13 protein-coding genes are annotated in these 15,169 nt (G+C 66.5%); 2 read left to right on the top strand and 11 right to left on the bottom strand.

Translation table 11 applies throughout. From position 1 onward, the window contains the following. Window positions 1–3 precede the first annotated feature (3 nt). Complete coding sequence (locus YH64_RS06210; protein WP_046803451.1) at window positions 4–1,248, bottom strand: sarcosine oxidase subunit beta family protein; 1,245 nt, start codon at window positions 1,246–1,248, stop codon at window positions 4–6. Between the two features lie 64 nt (window positions 1,249–1,312). On the opposite strand from YH64_RS06210, the gene YH64_RS30080 reads away from it, so the two are divergent. Both YH64_RS30080 and fdhA read left to right on the top strand, forming a co-directional pair. After that, complete coding sequence (locus YH64_RS30080; protein ID WP_185975337.1) at window positions 1,313–1,450, top strand: hypothetical protein; 138 nt, start codon at window positions 1,313–1,315, stop codon at window positions 1,448–1,450. A 29-nt stretch (window positions 1,451–1,479) separates the two neighbouring features. Beyond that, window positions 1,480–2,676, top strand: a complete 1,197-nt coding sequence (gene fdhA / locus YH64_RS06205) for a formaldehyde dehydrogenase, glutathione-independent (protein WP_046803452.1) — start codon at window positions 1,480–1,482, stop codon at window positions 2,674–2,676. A 7-nt stretch (window positions 2,677–2,683) separates the two neighbouring features. On the opposite strand, the gene YH64_RS06200 is transcribed toward fdhA, so the two are convergent. From YH64_RS06200 to glyA, 10 genes are read right to left on the bottom strand one after another with little or no spacing between them, the layout of a single operon-like run. Then, the gene (locus YH64_RS06200) at window positions 2,684–3,706 is read right to left on the bottom strand and encodes a GlxA family transcriptional regulator (protein WP_082134371.1); all 1,023 of its coding nucleotides are present in this window, start codon (window positions 3,704–3,706) and stop codon (window positions 2,684–2,686) included. Window positions 3,707–3,723: 17 nt separating this feature from the next. Continuing rightward, entirely contained in the window at window positions 3,724–4,869 is a 1,146-nt protein-coding gene (locus tag YH64_RS06195; RefSeq protein ID WP_046803453.1) for a hybrid-cluster NAD(P)-dependent oxidoreductase, read from the bottom strand. Window positions 4,870–4,878: 9 nt separating this feature from the next. After that, the gene (locus YH64_RS06190) at window positions 4,879–6,156 is read right to left on the bottom strand and encodes an aromatic ring-hydroxylating dioxygenase subunit alpha (RefSeq protein WP_046803454.1); all 1,278 of its coding nucleotides are present in this window, start codon (window positions 6,154–6,156) and stop codon (window positions 4,879–4,881) included. An 8-nt stretch (window positions 6,157–6,164) separates the two neighbouring features. Next, window positions 6,165–6,932 (bottom strand): hypothetical protein, encoded by a 768-nt coding sequence (locus YH64_RS06185; protein WP_046803455.1) that lies wholly within the window; start codon window positions 6,930–6,932, stop codon window positions 6,165–6,167. After that, on the bottom strand, window positions 6,925–8,154 hold the full coding sequence (locus tag YH64_RS06180) for an electron transfer flavoprotein subunit alpha/FixB family protein (protein WP_046803456.1): 1,230 nt from the start codon (window positions 8,152–8,154) through the stop codon (window positions 6,925–6,927). The genes YH64_RS06185 and YH64_RS06180 overlap by 8 nt, the downstream gene beginning before the upstream one ends. Further along, on the bottom strand, window positions 8,151–10,049 hold the full coding sequence (locus YH64_RS06175; RefSeq protein ID WP_046803457.1) for a (Fe-S)-binding protein: 1,899 nt from the start codon (window positions 10,047–10,049) through the stop codon (window positions 8,151–8,153). Before YH64_RS06175 ends, YH64_RS06180 begins: the two co-directional genes overlap by 4 nt. Window positions 10,050–10,051: 2 nt before the next feature. Continuing rightward, the gene (locus YH64_RS06170) at window positions 10,052–12,115 is read right to left on the bottom strand and encodes an NADH:flavin oxidoreductase (protein ID WP_046803458.1); all 2,064 of its coding nucleotides are present in this window, start codon (window positions 12,113–12,115) and stop codon (window positions 10,052–10,054) included. A 7-nt stretch (window positions 12,116–12,122) separates the two neighbouring features. After that, window positions 12,123–12,644: a 4-vinyl reductase gene (locus YH64_RS06165; protein ID WP_046803459.1), complete on the bottom strand. Its 522-nt coding sequence runs from the start codon at window positions 12,642–12,644 to the stop codon at window positions 12,123–12,125. A 12-nt stretch (window positions 12,645–12,656) separates the two neighbouring features. Further along, window positions 12,657–13,643: a dipeptidase gene (locus YH64_RS06160; protein ID WP_046803460.1), complete on the bottom strand. Its 987-nt coding sequence runs from the start codon at window positions 13,641–13,643 to the stop codon at window positions 12,657–12,659. Between the two features lie 27 nt (window positions 13,644–13,670). Then, window positions 13,671–14,948 (bottom strand): serine hydroxymethyltransferase, encoded by a 1,278-nt coding sequence (gene glyA, locus YH64_RS06155; RefSeq protein WP_046803461.1) that lies wholly within the window; start codon window positions 14,946–14,948, stop codon window positions 13,671–13,673. Window positions 14,949–15,169 lie beyond the last annotated feature (221 nt).

Here is a 15,169-nt window from a genome sequence, read left to right as displayed (position 1 = left end):
CAATCAGTGCGCGACGGCGGCCGCGCCGTGTTCGTCGATCAAGTGGCCGGTATGGAAGCGGTCCAGCGAAAACGGGGCGTTCAGCCGATGCGGCGCGTTGTTGGCCACCGTGTAGGCAAAGACCCATCCCGACCCCGGTGTGGCCTTGAAGCCGCCCGTGCCCCAGCCGCAGTTGAAGTACAGCCCCTTGATGGGCGTCGTTGAAATGATGGGGCAGGCGTCGGGCGACACGTCCACGATGCCGCCCCACTGGCGGTTCATGCGCACGCGGCTGAATGCCGGGAACATCTCGACAATCGCCTGCAAGGTGCTTTCGATCAGGTGGAAGCTGCCGCGCTGCCCATAGCCCACGTACTGGTCGATGCCCGCGCCGATCACGAGATCGCCCTTGTCCGACTGGCTGATATACGCGTGCACCGCGTTGGACATCACGACGGTGTCCAGCACGGGCTTGAGCGGCTCGGACACCAGCGCTTGCAGCGGATGGCTTTCCAAGGGCAGCCGCAGGCCCGCCATGTCGGCGATCACGCTGGAATGGCCCGCGGCCACGACGGCAACCTTGCCCGCCTGGATGAAGCCGCGCGCCGTCTCCACGCCGCGCACCTGACCGTCTTCGCGACGTATCCCCGTGACCGCGCAGTTTTCAATGATGTCCACGCCCAGCCGGTCCGCCGCGCGCGCGTACCCCCACGCCACCGCGTCGTGCCGCGCCACGCCGCCGCGCCGCTGGAACGACGCGCCCAGCACGGGGTAGCGGCAGTCCAGGTTGATGGCGGGAACGATTTCCTTGACCTGCGCGGGGGTCAGCCATTCTCCGTCGATGCCGTTGTAGCGGTTGGCAGTGATACGCCGCTGCGTATCGCGCACGTCTTGCAGCGTGTGCGCCAGGTTCATCACGCCGCGCTGGCTGAACATGACGTTGTAGTTGAGCTCCTGCGACAGCCCTTCCCACAGCTGCATCGATTTTTCATACAGCTGGGACGATTCATCCCACAGGTAGTTGGATCGCACGATCGTGGTGTTGCGCGCGGTATTGCCGCCGCCCACCCAGCCCTTTTCAAGCACGGCGATGTTCTTAAGCCCGTGCTCCTTGGCCAGGTAGTACGCCGTGGCCAGCCCATGGCCCCCGCCGCCGACCACCACGATGTCGTAGGCGGGCCGGGGGTCCGGGCTGCGCCAGGCGCGCGGCCAGCGTTCGTGGTTTGAAAAGCCATTGCGGATCAGGCTGAACAGGGAATAGCGGCTCATCGTGGCTCCTAGACGGTGATCCATTCTTCTCTGAAGGCGCCGGCCGTGACGTGCCGCGTCGGCCATGAACTTGCCTGATCCCGACAAGCCCGCCGCCCAGGCGCCCGCTGGCGCATACCGGCTGCTTCATGTCGCGCGCGTCAAGGTTGACGGCATTGCGGCTTGCCAAAATCTGGCGGTAGCGGGCACCGGCCCGCATTGATCCGGCCCGGCCGGCAGGGAGACGCAGTCATGGCAGCGAACAGAGGCGTGGTGTACGTGGGCGACGGGCGGGTCCAAGTGCAGTCGATCAGCTTTCCCAAACTGGAGGACCCGCGGGGACGCAAGATCGAACACGGCGTCATCCTGAGGGTGGTCTCCACCAACATCTGCGGCTCGGACCAGCACATGGTGCGCGGCCGCACGACCGCGCAAACGGGCCTGGTGCTGGGCCACGAGATCACCGGAGAGGTCATTGAAGTGGGCCGCGACGTGGAAACGCTGGCGGTGGGCGACCTGGTGTCGGTTCCCTTCAACGTGGCGTGCGGACGCTGCCGCACGTGCAAGGAACAGGACACCGGCGTTTGCCTGACCGTCAACCCGGCGCGCGCGGGCGGCGCCTATGGGTATGTGGACATGGGCGACTGGATCGGCGGACAGGCCGAATTCGTCATGGTGCCGTATGCCGATTTCAACCTGCTGCGGTTTCCGGACCGCGATCAGGCCATGGCCAAGATCCGCGACCTGACCTGCCTGTCGGACATCCTGCCCACCGGTTTCCACGGTGCCGTCAGCGCGGGCGTAGGCCCGGGCAGCACGGTATACGTGGCCGGCGCCGGCCCGGTCGGCATGGCCGCCGCCGCGTCCGCGCGGCTACTGGGCGCGGCGGTGGTCATCGTGGGCGACATGAATCGCCAGCGGCTGCAACACGCACGCAAGGTCGGCTTCGAAACGGCGGACCTGTCGTTGGACGCGCCGCTGGGCGTGCAGATCGCCACGCTGCTGGGCACCCCGGAAGTGGATTGCGCCATCGACGCCGTCGGCTTTGAAGCGCGCGGGCATGGCTCGACCGGGTCGCAGGCGGAAGCGCCGGCCGCCGTGTTGAACGCGCTGATGGACGTGACCCGGGTGGCGGGCCGCATTGGCATTCCCGGGCTGTACGTTACCGACGACCCCGGCGCGAACGATCCCGCCGCGCGCCGCGGCAGCCTGTCAGTGCGCTTCGGCCTGGGCTGGGCCAAGGCGCACAGCTTTCACACGGGCCAAACACCGGTGCTGAAATACAACCGCGCGCTGATGCAGGCCATCTTGTGGGACCGCATCAACATCGCGGAAGTCGTGGGCGTGCAGGTCATCACGCTGGACGCCGCGCCGGACGGCTATGCGGCGTTTGACGCGGGCGCCCCGAAGAAATTCGTGATCGACCCGCACGCGATGCTGTCCGCCTGAGCCCGGGCTAATCCAGCGCCTGCCTGCGCTCGCTGCTGGGCGAACGCCCGAAGCGGGCGCGGTACGCCTTGCTGAAATGGCAAGGCGACTGAAACCCGCAGGCCACGGTCACGCCCATGATGGTCATGTGGGTCTGAAGCAGCAGTTCGCGCGCGCGCAGCAAGCGCAACCACAGGTAATAGCGCATGGGCGACATGCCCAGGTAGTACTTGAACATGCGTTGCAGCTGGCGTTGCGACAGCCCGATCTGGACGGCGATCTGCCTGAACGACAGCGGGTCTTCGATATGCTCCTCCATCAGCTGCGCGACGTTCAGCAGTTCCTGGCGGTTGAATCCCACGCGGGCCACCATCGGAATGTGCTGCCGTTCCGACGGCAGGCGGATCCGTTCCAGCATGAACTGTTCGGACACGCCCTGCGCCAGCTCGGGTCCGAAGCGTTCGGCGGTGATGCCCAGCATCAGGTCGATCGGCGCGGTGCCGCCGGAACTGGTCATGCGGTCGCGGTCGATGACGAAGAGTTCTTCGGTCAGCTCGACAGCGGGAAACTCCTCGCGCACGGCATACAGGTTTTCCCAGTGCATGGCGCAGCGATACCCGGTCATCAGGCCGGCCTTGACCAGCGCGTAGCTGCCGGTGCAGATGCCGCCCAGCGCCACGCCTTGGCGGGCGGCGCTGTGAAGCACTTTGATGACGGGTTCAGTCACCTGGTCCTGCACCTGGAGGCCGCCGCAGACGATCAGCGCATCCCAGTCGTCCACCAGCCCCCTTGAGGGCAAGGGCCGGATCGGCAGCCGATTGCTGGCTTGCACTGCCGCGCCATCCAGCGTCATGACCGACCAGCGGTAGAGTTCGCGGCGGCTGACGTAGTTGGCCATGCGCAGGACTTCCACCGCGCCCGAAAACGCGATCATCGAAAAATTGGGCAACAGCAAAAAGCCGAAATGCACCTGGCCGGGCTCGACGGCGGGCGCCTCGAGCACCGGCCAGGACGGGTCGGCAATGCGCGCGGACGCTGCGTGCATAGGCATGGGTATTGGCCCCCTCTTCATTTGTCGATGAGCAAATTGCTTAACGGCCGGCTGCAGCATAGCAACACCATGCCCTGATCGATTTCGCGTTGCCGGATGCCGCCTTGGTGCTGCATGTTGACGTTGCCTTCCAGCAGCCGCACCTTGCACGTGCCGCACAAGCCCTGGGTGCAGGAAGCCGCCATCCGCAATCCGGCAGCGCGCGCGGCCTCCAGCAACGGCTGGTCGGCCGCGCAGGCAATGGTGCGGTCGCTTTGCTGGAAGCGGATGCTATAGGTGGCGGTGTCCGTGGCGGTATCTGTGGCGGCATCGGCGGCCCTGGGCGGGTTCGGCGGCGACGCCTCGTTGCGCGCCGTCGCCGCATCAGACAGCGTTTCAAACGAGAAGCTCTCTTCGTGATGACGCGCCATGTCGAAGCCCACCGTGCGCAGCATCTGGCTTACCGCCTGCATATACGGCGCGGGGCCGCAGACGAAGATCTCGCGCTGCCGGAAATCAGGCGCAATCAATTCCAGCAAAGGCAGGCTCAAGCGGCCGGTCAAGCCGTGCCATCCGGTGTGCTCGCCCAGGCTTTCGCAGATGAAGTGCGCGCGAAAGTGGCGCTGGCTGGCGGCAAACAGCGCAATTTCGCGGCCGAAGATGATGTCGTCGGGCGTGCGGGCGCTATGCACGAATACCGTGTCGCGGTCGTCGCAAAGGTCGCGATGGGTGCGCGCCATGGACATCAACGGCGTAATGCCCGACCCGGCCGACAGGAACAGATATCGCTCGGCCGGATGCAAGGCGGACGAAAACACGCCCGCCGGACCCAGCACGCGCAACGGGTCGCCCACCTCCAGGCAGTCATGCAGCCAGTTCGACGCCTTGCCGCCCGGCACGCGCTTGACGGTGATGGACAGGGTATGCGGCCGCGTCGGCGGCGACGATATCGTGTAGCAACGGTTCAGGCGTTCGCCGTCGATATCCAGCTCAAACGTCAAAAACTGCCCCGGCGAAAACTGAAACGCATGGCCCGCGCGCGAGCGGAAATAGAAGCTCTTGACGTCGGCGGTCTCTTGCCGCACCTGGCAGCACAGCAGGGTTTCTTCGATGTCGCAGTCCCACGGGGAAGGCAGCCGCTGCCAGAATTCCGGCTGATGAATACGTAAAAGCGCGTGCGGCATGGCGGTCTCTTAATCCAGATAATGGGCCGCCAGGCGGCCGACATACCAGTTGCAGAACTTGTCGACCAGGCTTTCGGTAAACGGCGAATACGGCCCGGGCTGGTACGCGGGGCTGCGCACACCTTGCTGCGAGATCTCGACCAGCGCACGGTCCTGTGCATTGGTGGCCCGCCACACGGCCGTCAGGTTCTGGACGTCGTAATCCACGTTTTCCACCGCGTCCTTGTGCACCAGCCAGCGCGTGCGCACCAGGGTCTTTTCCGGCCCCAGCGGCAGCGCCGAGAACGCGACGATGTGGTCGCTCATGAAGTGGAACCACGCGTTGGGCTGCGTCCACAGCGACAAGCCGCCCAGGTCGCGGCGCGTCAGGGTTCCCAACAGCTTGTTCGAGGCCGCGTTGCCGTCCAGCGTCTGCGACTCGCCGGCCAGATCCAGCGGCAGGCGCCGCACCCGATAGCCCGTCACGCAGCTGTCCAGCGCTTCGCGCTCGGCGCTGGGCAGGCCGGCGGCTTCCCATTCGCGGCAACGCGCGGCCGACATTTTCTCGAACTGATCCATTTGCGCGGCGTTGGACAGCGAGGGCTGGTAGCCGTAGCCAAACTCAAACAGCGAGACGGTCAGTTCGGGATGGTTGACGGCGCAGTGGTAGCACTCGCGGTTGTTTTCCATCGTGAGCTTCCAGTTGCAGTCTTCGACGATATCGATCTGCGCGGCGACCTTGGTTTCGCGCAGTTGATGGGGCCGCAGATAAGGTTCCACCTGCGCGCGCATCATCTCGAAGTCGTCGGGCGCGTCCGGGCTCAGGCAGACAAAGATCAGGCCGCTCAAGGTTTCCACGCGGACAGGCTTCAGGCTGTAGAGGCTTTTGTCGAAGTCTTCGCCCATGTGTTCCGCGTAGGCCAGCTTGCCGTTCAAGGTGTAGGTCCACTGGTGGTAGGAACAGACCAGATTGCCGACCGAACCCTGCGGCGTCACGCACAGGCGCGCGCCGCGATGCCGGCAGACGTTGTGATAGCCGCGCACCTGCCCGTCGTCGTCGCGCACCAGCACCACGGACTGCCGGCCGATGTCGACCGCGAGGTAATCGCCGGGCTCGGGGATGTCGGGCTCAACCGCCACGAACAGCCAGTGCCGGCCGAAGATGGCTTCCATGTCCATGTCGTACACGGCCGGACTCAGATAGAAGTCGGCGTCCAGGCTATAGCCCGGCCGGCGCGCGGCGATCAGCTTGCGTAGCGATGCATCGATAGGGGGTCGCACCGCGCAAACCTGCTGGATGATGGTCATGTTCCACCTCAGTAGTCGATCAGGCTGTGGGTGCGCAGGTAGTCGATGACCGCCTGCGCCTTTTCCTCGGGGGTTCCTTCGGTGATGACTGTGCCGCCACGGCTTTCCATCGTGATGGCCGCCAGCAGGCGCGCGCGCCCCGACCGCGACTCACGCGCCGCCAACTTGCGCGGGCTGCCCGTGGCGGCCTCGATGCGCGTGGCGGCCAGCGCCGCGGCCGGAACCTTGGGCACGTGCGTCGTCACCTGCCCGGCGCGCTCTTGCGCATAGACGTGCCGCACGTCGAACGCCGCCAGCGGATGCACGGCCACCACCGCGGGCAGGGTTGCGGCCACTTCCCGCCGCCGCCCTTTGGGCAGGCATTGCTGCGTGACGACGCTGCCCGCGTCGATGCGGGCCGACAGTACGGCGGGCAACAAAGGCAGGTGCCGTTTCTGCGCCACCAGATAGGGCAACAGGCCGCTGCCGTCGCCGCTTTCCGCGCGCGTGCCGCACAGCACGAGGTCGTACCCGCGCACGTACTCGGCCAATGCCTCCGCAACGTCGCGCCCCGGCGGCACGTCGATGGCATGGACCGTCGGCGCGCCCAGCGCCAGGTAGTCCCGCAGCGCCGGATCGGCCGGGTTGCCGGCATGGACAACATCAACGTTGGCGTCGCCGCTTGCCATCGTCCGCGCCAAGGCCAGGGCCAAGGCGTCATTGCGGCTGAAGCGGGCCGCCCCGCTGACCGGGTGCGCGCCAACCGATACCAGTACCGCAATGCGCAGGTCAGCCATCGGGAGCCTCACGATGTCGATGCGCGCCTCGCGCCTGCTTGACGCGGGCAAGCAGCGCCCGCGCCACGCGTTGGGTATCGTCGATGATGCTGAGGTCGGCGCGCCGGACCAGCGGCGCGGCGGCGTCCAGGTTGATCGCAATCACATGGCGGCAGTCTTTGATGCCTTGCAGATGCTGCACCGCGCCCGATATGCCGAACGCCAGATAGGCGCTGGCGCTGACGGTTTTTCCCGTTGCGCCGATCTGCTGGCCCCGCGCGAATCGCCCGTCATCCACGGCCACACGGCTGGCGCCGATGGCCGCGCCAAGCTCATCGGCCAGCGCATGAAAGCCTTCCAGGTCGCGCATGCCGTTACCCGCGGACACGATCAGGTCGGCCTCTTCCAGGTCCACTTCCGTGGCGGGCAGCGTGCGCGTGCCATGGTCACGGTAGGCCGATGTCATCGGTAGCGGCATGACGCGAGCGGCTTCTCCGTGGCCCACGAAGGGCAAGCGATCATCGACGGCATCCGGGGCCAGCAGCACGATGCGGGGCAACGCGCGCCGCGTGCGTCTTGGACCCGTGTGTTGGGGGGTGGGCAGGGTCGGCGGGTTCGGCACGCTCGGCGACCGCGACAGGCCGGCGTGAGCCGAGGCGGCCGGCGTTGATGCCGCGCGGCCGAAGGCGCCACGTCCCACGGCCACCTGGCGATACGGGCTGGCCACTCCGTCGCGGCTCAGTTCCACGACGTGCGTGGCGACCGTGTCGCGCGTGGCGGCGGCCAGGCGTCGGCCCAGGTCGCCGTCGGGCAGCCCGTTGTCGGGCAGGAAGACGTGCAGCGGGCGGTCGCGCTCCATCAGCGCCAGCACCACGGCCAGTTCGGCGTCGGGCGCATAGGCCGGCGGCGCGGCAATGACGGTCAGCCTGTCTGCGCCCAAGTCGGCGGCATCACCCTGGAATTCTCCAAACACCAGCAGGTGCACCCAGGTGTCGTGCGCGGCCAGCAGTGCGGCGGCCGCCACCGCTTGGCAAGCGTGGGCGTCCAGCTGCCCGCGATCGCTGTGCGCCACCGCCAGCACGCAGCGCAACGCTTCGGTGGCGCGTACCGGCTTGTGCACGGTGCGCGCTTGCCGGCCAATGGCATCGCCCGAGGGGTCGGCGCCAAGCACCAGGCGGCGAATACCCGAAGGCGCCACGGTGTACTGCCTGCGCGGGTCGATTCTGCGGATCGGGTTCATCATGCCTCCAAGGCGTCGGCGACAAGTTCGGCGATGTCTCGCACGTCGGGGCGGGGGCCGACCACGCCCTCCAGCATGGCCGTGCAATTGGGACAGGCCACCGCCACCAGGCTTGCGCCGGTATCGCGCGCGTCCTGGATGCGGATGTCGGGAATGCGGCGCTCGCCGGGAATATCCGTCAACGCCGCTCCCCCGCCCGCGCCGCAGCAGCGCGCGTTCAAGCCATGGCGTTCCATTTCGTTGATACGCAGGCCCAGTCGGCGCAACAACTTGCGCGGCGCCTCGGTTTCACCGTTGTAGCGGCCCAGGTAGCAGGGGTCGTGATACGTCAGGATGCGCGTGTCGTCAGCCGGCTTGAATCGCAGCCGCCCGGCGTCCGCCAGTTCGGCAAGCAGGCTGGTGTGATGCTGCACCTGGTACAGGCCGCCCAGCGCGGGATATTCATTGCGCAGGCTGTGCAGGATGTGCGGGTCGGCCGTGACGATGCGCGTAAAGCTCAGGCCCGCCAGCGTCTGGATCAGGCGCGTGGCCAGCACCTGGAACGTGGCTTCGTCGCCCAGCCGACGGGCAATGTCGCCGGTGTCGGTCTCGCGGTCGCCCAGCACCGCGAAATCCACGCCGCCCGCGTGCATCGCCTTGACCAGCGCGCGCAGGCTGCGTTGGTATCGCAGTCCGAAGGCGCCCTCGCCGACGATCAGCAGCACGTCCACGGCCTGGTCCGGCTGTATCCACGGCACGTTCAGGTCCACCGCCCAGTGGTGGCGCGCGCCCAGGTCATAGCCGCCTGCCGTGCCGGTCTCGCGCAGGTTGGCCAGGACGGTGGGCGCCGTCCCGGGCGCGGCGCCGTGCTGCAACGTCTGCTGGCGACGCATATCGATCACGGCGTCCACGTGTTCGATCAGCATGGGGCATTCGTGTACGCAGGCCCTGCACGTGGTGCAGGCCCACAGCGTCTCGGCCGCCACCAGGCCGGGCACTAGCGGTTTGTCCGCCGCGCCTTCGCGTGCGCCGACAGGCACACCCGGCATCGGGCTGCCGGTATAGGCGGCGTCCGAACCACCCGCCATGCCGACCACCATGTCCTGTATCAACTTCTTGGGGTTCAGCGGTTGCCCGGCGGCAAAGGCCGGGCACGCGGCTTCGCACTTGCCGCACTGCACGCACGCATCGAAACTTAGCAGTTGGTTCCACGCGAAGGCGGCCGGTTTGCCCACGCCCAGGGGCTCGGCCGCCGGGTCGCCGCCCAGCGCCAACGGGCGCAGGGCCGCTTTCTGGCCGGGCAACGCGCGGCCGAAGCGTTCGGGCCGGGGGTGAAAAGCCAGGTGCAGCAGGCCGGCCAGCGCATGTTTCATGGGACCGCCACGCGCCATGCCGACCGTCAGCTCCCAGGCGCCCAGCGTCAGCAGCGCCACGGTGCCCAGGCCGGCCGCGCCCGCCAGCCAGGGCGCGGACACGCCGCCCAGCAGCAACAGGCCCAGTGCCAATGCGCCCAGCATCCACGGCAGGCGGTCCCACAGGCCGCGCGACAGGCGCCTGGGCGGTTTGCGACGGCGGTGCCAGACGAATATCAGCCCGCCCAGCATCACCAGGGCGGCCACGGCAATGGCCATATCCAACGCGGGCGAGTACAGCGCCAAGCCGTAGTTGATGGCCACCAGCACCATGGCCGCGACCGCGCCGCCCGCCGTCGCCACATGAGTCCGGGCGATGTAGGGGTCGCGCGCCACCACGCGATGCAGGTCGACAAAATAGCGCTTGGGCACCGCCAACAAATCCAGCCAGCGCACCGGCGCGGCCCGGCCCACGCGCCACAAGGCAGCCCGCCGCCATCCGCCGACGCAGACCCCAAGCAGCGACACCCAGAACAGTGCGGTAACCACGACGGCAAACTGTTCCATGGTCAAAAGTCCTTGCACAGCCGCAATGCGTCATAAATGGCGGCGTGGATGTTGTGCATCGACACGCAATCGCCCACCCGAAACAGCAGGAAACGGCCGTCGCCCAGAGGCTGGCCCAGCGCGGGCTGCGGGTCGGCGGCGTACAAGGCGTGCAGGTCGGTCTGGCCCATGTTGACGGACTTGCGCTTGAGCATGCCGTACAGCGCGTCATTGGGCACGATGCCGTTTTCAATGACCACCTGATCCACCACGCGCTCTTCGCGGTCTTCGGTGTATTCGTTGCGCAGCAGCGCCACCTTCTTGTCGCCTTCCGCACTGACGCGTTCAAGCCAGTGGTTGGGCGTCATCACGACCTGCTGCGCATACAGGCGGCGGTAGAAGATCGGGAACGTGGTGCCGCCCACGTCCTCGGCCACCTTGGTGTCGGGCGTAACGATCTCGACGTGCGCACCCCGGCTGGCCAGGAAGTCGGCTACCCCTGCCCCCGCGTGGGTGCTGACGCCGTCGTACACCAACACGTTTTTCGCGGGCTCGACCTGCCCGGAAAGTATGTCCCAGGAGCTCACGGCCAGCCCGCGCGCCACGCCCCAGGCCTGGTGCTCGTAAACGTGGCTGAGTCCGCCCGTGGCCAACACAACAATATCCGGGCGCTGCGCCAACACCATTTCTTCGGTTGCCAGCGCGCCCAGGCGGCAGTCCACACCCAGGCGCTTGAGCTCCAGCGCGAACCACCGCACGATGCCGTCCATCTGTTCGCGCTGCGGCGCCTTGGCGGCCAGCAGAATCTGGCCGCCAATGGCGGCGGCGCGTTCAAACAGCACGACTTCATGCCCGCGCTCGGCGCACACGCGCGCGGCTTCCATGCCCGCGGGCCCGGCGCCAACCACCACCACTTTTCGCTCCACGCCGCGCGATCGCGCGATCACGTGCGGCATGGTTTCTTCACGAGCCGTTGCCGCGTTCTGGATGCACAGCACGTCCAGCCCGTCGTACTGCCTGTCGATACAGTAGTTGGCGCCCACGCATTGTTTGATCTCGTCTTCGCGGTCGTCGCGGATCTTCACGACCAGATGCGGGTCGGCAATATGCGCGCGCGTCATGCCCACCAGGTCCGCATGGCCGGCTGCCAGCAACCGCTCGGCCTGCACCGCGTCGCGGATGCTTTGTGCGTGCATCACCGGTATCCGCACTACCGATTTGATGCCGGCCGCCAGGTGGGCGAAGGGTTCGGGGGGCAACGCCATCGGCGGCATGCAGTTGGCCAGGGAATTGTGCGTGTCGGCACCGGAGCCGATGACGCCCAGGTAATCGATCAGGCCGGTGTCCGCCATGGCCTGGGCAATTTCGCGCAGCGCCTCGTGGTCGAGCCCATCGTCGTGGAATTCGTCGCCGCACATGCGCAGGCCCACGCAGAAATCGGCGCCAACCGCCTCGCGCACGGCGTGCAGCACGTCCAGCCCGAAGCGCAGGCGGTTGCGCAAGCTGCCGCCATAGGCGTCGGTGCGAAAGTTGGTGCGCGGGCTCCAGAACTGGTCGATCAGATGCTGGTGCGCGGCGGATATCTCGATGCCGTCCATGCCGGCTTGCTGCACCCGCTTTGCCGCGGCGGCAAAGTCGCTGATGATGCGGCCGATCTCTTCGACTTCAATCGTCTTGGCGTTGCCCCGATGCACGGGCTCGCGCACACCGGACGGCGACAGCAAGTGCGGCCAATGCTCCCCGTGCCATGCCGAACGCCGGCCCATGTGCGTTGCCTGGATCATCACCTTGGCGCCGTGGCGATGCATGGCTTCGCTAAGTCTGGCCAACGGTTCGATGACCCGGTCGGTGGTCAGGTTGACCGACCGCCACCACCCTTGCGGGCTATCCAGCGACACGGGGCTGGAGCCGCCGCAGATGGCCAGGCCAAGGCCGCCCTTGGCCTTTTCTTCGTAGTAGGCAATGTAGCGGTCGCCCGGCAAACCGCCCGGGTCCGCGTGCACTTCGGCGTGCGCGGTGCTGACGATGCGATTGCGCAGCACCAGGCGGTTCAGCGTCAGTGGCGCAAACAGGTGGGGATAACGCATGCCGGCCTCAGGTGATGGGGCTAACGGTGAACTCGCAGTGCGCGTGCCCTTCGGCGGCGCATTGGCTTTCCACGCACTGGGCGCGCGTGGCGCCGCCGTGCTGGTCGGCCACCCAGTCCATCGCCCCCGCGAACCATCCGGCAAACATGTGGCAGCGCTTGCCCTCGCCCTGGGGCTGGCCCAGCACGAATGCGGAATGGCGCAGCACGATGCGCGCCGTCATCGCGGTGGGGTCCGCGTCCGTCAGCCGGAACAGCCCCCAGCCGCGCTGCGACAGCCGCATCAGGTAGTGTTCATAAACCGCCAGCCCGCTCAGGCGATGCTCGCGCGACTCTTCATTGCACCAGTGGTAGGCCGAGCGGTGCCCGGCGTCGTACAGAATGTGCGCATAGGCCTCCCGGCCCAACGCCGCCTCTACCGCCGTGTGGTTGTTGATGAAGAAATGGCGCGGCACATACAGCATCGGCATGCCGTCCGTGCTCCACACGCCCGTCTGTTCGTTGACGTCGATCGGAAGCTGGGGATTCATGTTGGTTGCTCCTTAAGCCGCCGGCGCGTCGGCAGGCCAGACGTCGCCAAACACGCGCAGCCAGTTTTCGCCCAGTATTTTTCGGATGTGGATTTCGCTCCAGCCCGCGCGCTGCATCGCATCGGTCAGGTTGGGAAATTGGCCTATCGTCTGGATGCCTTCGGGGTTGCGGATGGCACCGAAGTCCGTCAGCCGGCGGTACCGGCCCTTGTCATGCGTCAGCCAATCAAAAAACGGCTGTCCGTAGCCTTGGGTGAAATCGGTGCCGATGCCCACCGCGTCTTCGCCCACCAGATTCACGACGTAGCCAATGGCTTCGACGTAGTCGTCCACCGTGGCTTGCACGCCGCGCTTGAGAAACGGCGGGAACATCGTCACGCCGATGAAGCCGCCGCGTTCCGCGATAAACCGCAGTTGCGCGTCGCTTTTATTGCGCGGGTGTTCTTTCAGGCCCGCCGGCAGGCAGTGCGAATAGCAAACGGGCCGGGTCGATGCCAGGATCGCTTCTTCGGAGGTTTGGGCGCCCACGTGCGACAGGTCAACCATGATGCCGACGCGGTTCATCTCGGCGATGACTTCGCGGCCGTAACCGGACAAGCCGCCGTCGCGCTCATAGCAGCCGGTGCCGATCAGGTTCTGCGTGTTGTAGCAAAGCTGGACCACGCGCACGCCCATGTCGGCAAAAGCTTCGATGGCGCCCAGATTGTCTTCGAACGCCTGGCCGTTCTGAAAGCCAAGAATGATGCCCGTCTTGCCGTCGCGCTTGGCGCGGCGGATATCGTCCGTGGTGCGCACCAACGTGACCAGATCCTCGTTGGCGCGGATCAGGGCTTTCATGGCGGCAATGTTCGAGACCGTTTGCTCGAACCCTTCCCACACCGACACCGTGCAGTTGGCCGCGGTCAGGCCGCCTTGCTTCATGTCTTCAAAAACGGACCGGTCCCATTTCGAGATGATCAGGCCGTCGATAACCATGCTTTTCTGATGCAGCGTAGCCATGGGATTTCCCCCCCGATGTTGTGCCGCTTAGTAGATGGGATGGCGCTGGCACAGCGCGTGGACTTCAGCTCGAATGCGTCGTTCGGTTGCTTCGTGTTCGTCGGGGCTGGTGGCCAGCATGTCCACGACATGCACGATCATTTCGCCCACGGCGCGAAACTCGTCTTCGCCAAACCCGCGCGAGGTGGCGGCCGGCGTGCCCAGCCGGATGCCGGAAGTGACCGACGGCTTTTGCGTATCGAACGGAATGCCGTTCTTGTTGCACGTGATGCCGGCGCGTTCCAGCGTGCGCTCCACATGCGCGCCGGTCAGCCCCTTGGAACGCAGGTCGAGCAGCAGCAGGTGGTTGTCGGTGCCGCCGGAAACCAGGTCGATGCCGCCTTCACGCAGCACATCGCCCAGCACGTCGGCGTTTGCCAGCACGCGGTCGATGTAGCGTTTGAAGTCCGTATGCAGCGCCTCGCCGAAGGCCACCGCCTTGGCCGCCACCACGTGCATCAGGGGTCCGCCCTGCAAGCCGGGAAACACGGCGGAATTGATCTTCTTGGCGATGGCGCCGTCATTGGTCAGGATGAAGCCGCCGCGCGGGCCGCGCAGGGTCTTGTGCGTGGTGGACGTGACGACATGTGCGTGCGGCACCGGGCTGGGGTGCCTGCCCGCCGCCACCAAGCCCGCGATATGCGCCATGTCGACCATCAGCATGGCGCCGGCCTCGTCGGCGATCTGGCGAAAGCGGGCAAAGTCCGGCTGCCTGGGATAGGCTGAAAACCCCGCGATGATGAGCTTGGGCCGATGCTCCAGCGCCAGTCGCCGGACCTCGTCGTAATCGATCAGGCTGTCTTCCCGGCGCACGCCGTACTGCACCGCGTTGAACCACTTGCCCGACATTGCCGGCCGTGCGCCGTGGGTCAGGTGCCCGCCGGCATCCAGCGACATGCCCAGCACGGTGTCGCCGGGTTCCAGCAGCGCCAGCATCACCGCGCCGTTGGCCTGCGCGCCGGAATGCGGTTGCACGTTGGCGTAGTCGGCGTGAAACAGTTCGCGTACGCGCAGCAGCGCCAGCGACTCGACCTCGTCCACGTGGTCGCAGCCGCCGTAATAGCGCCGGCCGACGTAGCCTTCGGCGTACTTGTTGGTCAGCACCGAACCCTGCGCTTGCAACACGGCGCGCGACACCAGGTTTTCGGACGCGATCAGCTCGATCTGGGTTTGCTGGCGGCGCAGTTCCCGGTCCTGCATGGCCATCACGACGGGATCGCGCTTGTCGAGCGGCGATGAGAAGAACGGGGATGAAGACTGGAACATGTCGACCTGCCTGAAGGAGCAATGACGTTCAAGAATCCGGCGTAAGCGGGGCCTGTGAAGCATTCTTTCTTAAAGGTCATGTGCACTGTTATCTGAACCGGACCACATCTTGTCCGATTGCGACAGGGGGTCGCACAGCGCGCAAAGGCATATGTCGTAATCCTCTGCAATTTTCGTATTGTTCCTAAGGGCAGACGCGTCCGGCTGGCCTACGATTGCAA

The sequence above is a fragment of the Achromobacter sp. LC458 genome (assembly GCF_001005835.2).
GTDB classification, from domain to species: domain Bacteria; phylum Pseudomonadota; class Gammaproteobacteria; order Burkholderiales; family Burkholderiaceae_B; genus Achromobacter; species Achromobacter spanius_B.
Note: the sequence above shows the minus strand (reverse complement) of the source record. Positions and strands in the feature narration are given on the sequence as shown.

Bases quoted from the DNA above. Each gene is read 5' to 3' on its own strand.
- glyA (WP_046803461.1), bottom strand. From the start codon at position 14,948: ATGTTCCAGTCTTCATCCCCGTTCTTCTCATCGCCGCTCGACAAGCGC.
- YH64_RS06175 (WP_046803457.1), bottom strand. From the start codon at position 10,049: ATGGAACAGTTTGCCGTCGTGGTTACCGCACTGTTCTGGGTGTCGCTG.
- YH64_RS06165 (WP_046803459.1), bottom strand. From the start codon at position 12,644: ATGAATCCCCAGCTTCCGATCGACGTCAACGAACAGACGGGCGTGTGG.
- fdhA (WP_046803452.1), top strand. From the start codon at position 1,480: ATGGCAGCGAACAGAGGCGTGGTGTACGTGGGCGACGGGCGGGTCCAA.
- YH64_RS06210 (WP_046803451.1), bottom strand. From the start codon at position 1,248: ATGAGCCGCTATTCCCTGTTCAGCCTGATCCGCAATGGCTTTTCAAAC.
- YH64_RS30080 (WP_185975337.1), top strand. From the start codon at position 1,313: ATGAACTTGCCTGATCCCGACAAGCCCGCCGCCCAGGCGCCCGCTGGC.
- YH64_RS06185 (WP_046803455.1), bottom strand. From the start codon at position 6,932: ATGGCTGACCTGCGCATTGCGGTACTGGTATCGGTTGGCGCGCACCCG.
- YH64_RS06160 (WP_046803460.1), bottom strand. From the start codon at position 13,643: ATGGCTACGCTGCATCAGAAAAGCATGGTTATCGACGGCCTGATCATC.
- YH64_RS06190 (WP_046803454.1), bottom strand. From the start codon at position 6,156: ATGACCATCATCCAGCAGGTTTGCGCGGTGCGACCCCCTATCGATGCA.
- YH64_RS06195 (WP_046803453.1), bottom strand. From the start codon at position 4,869: ATGCCGCACGCGCTTTTACGTATTCATCAGCCGGAATTCTGGCAGCGG.
- YH64_RS06180 (WP_046803456.1), bottom strand. From the start codon at position 8,154: ATGATGAACCCGATCCGCAGAATCGACCCGCGCAGGCAGTACACCGTG.
- YH64_RS06200 (WP_082134371.1), bottom strand. From the start codon at position 3,706: ATGCCTATGCACGCAGCGTCCGCGCGCATTGCCGACCCGTCCTGGCCG.
- YH64_RS06170 (WP_046803458.1), bottom strand. From the start codon at position 12,115: ATGCGTTATCCCCACCTGTTTGCGCCACTGACGCTGAACCGCCTGGTG.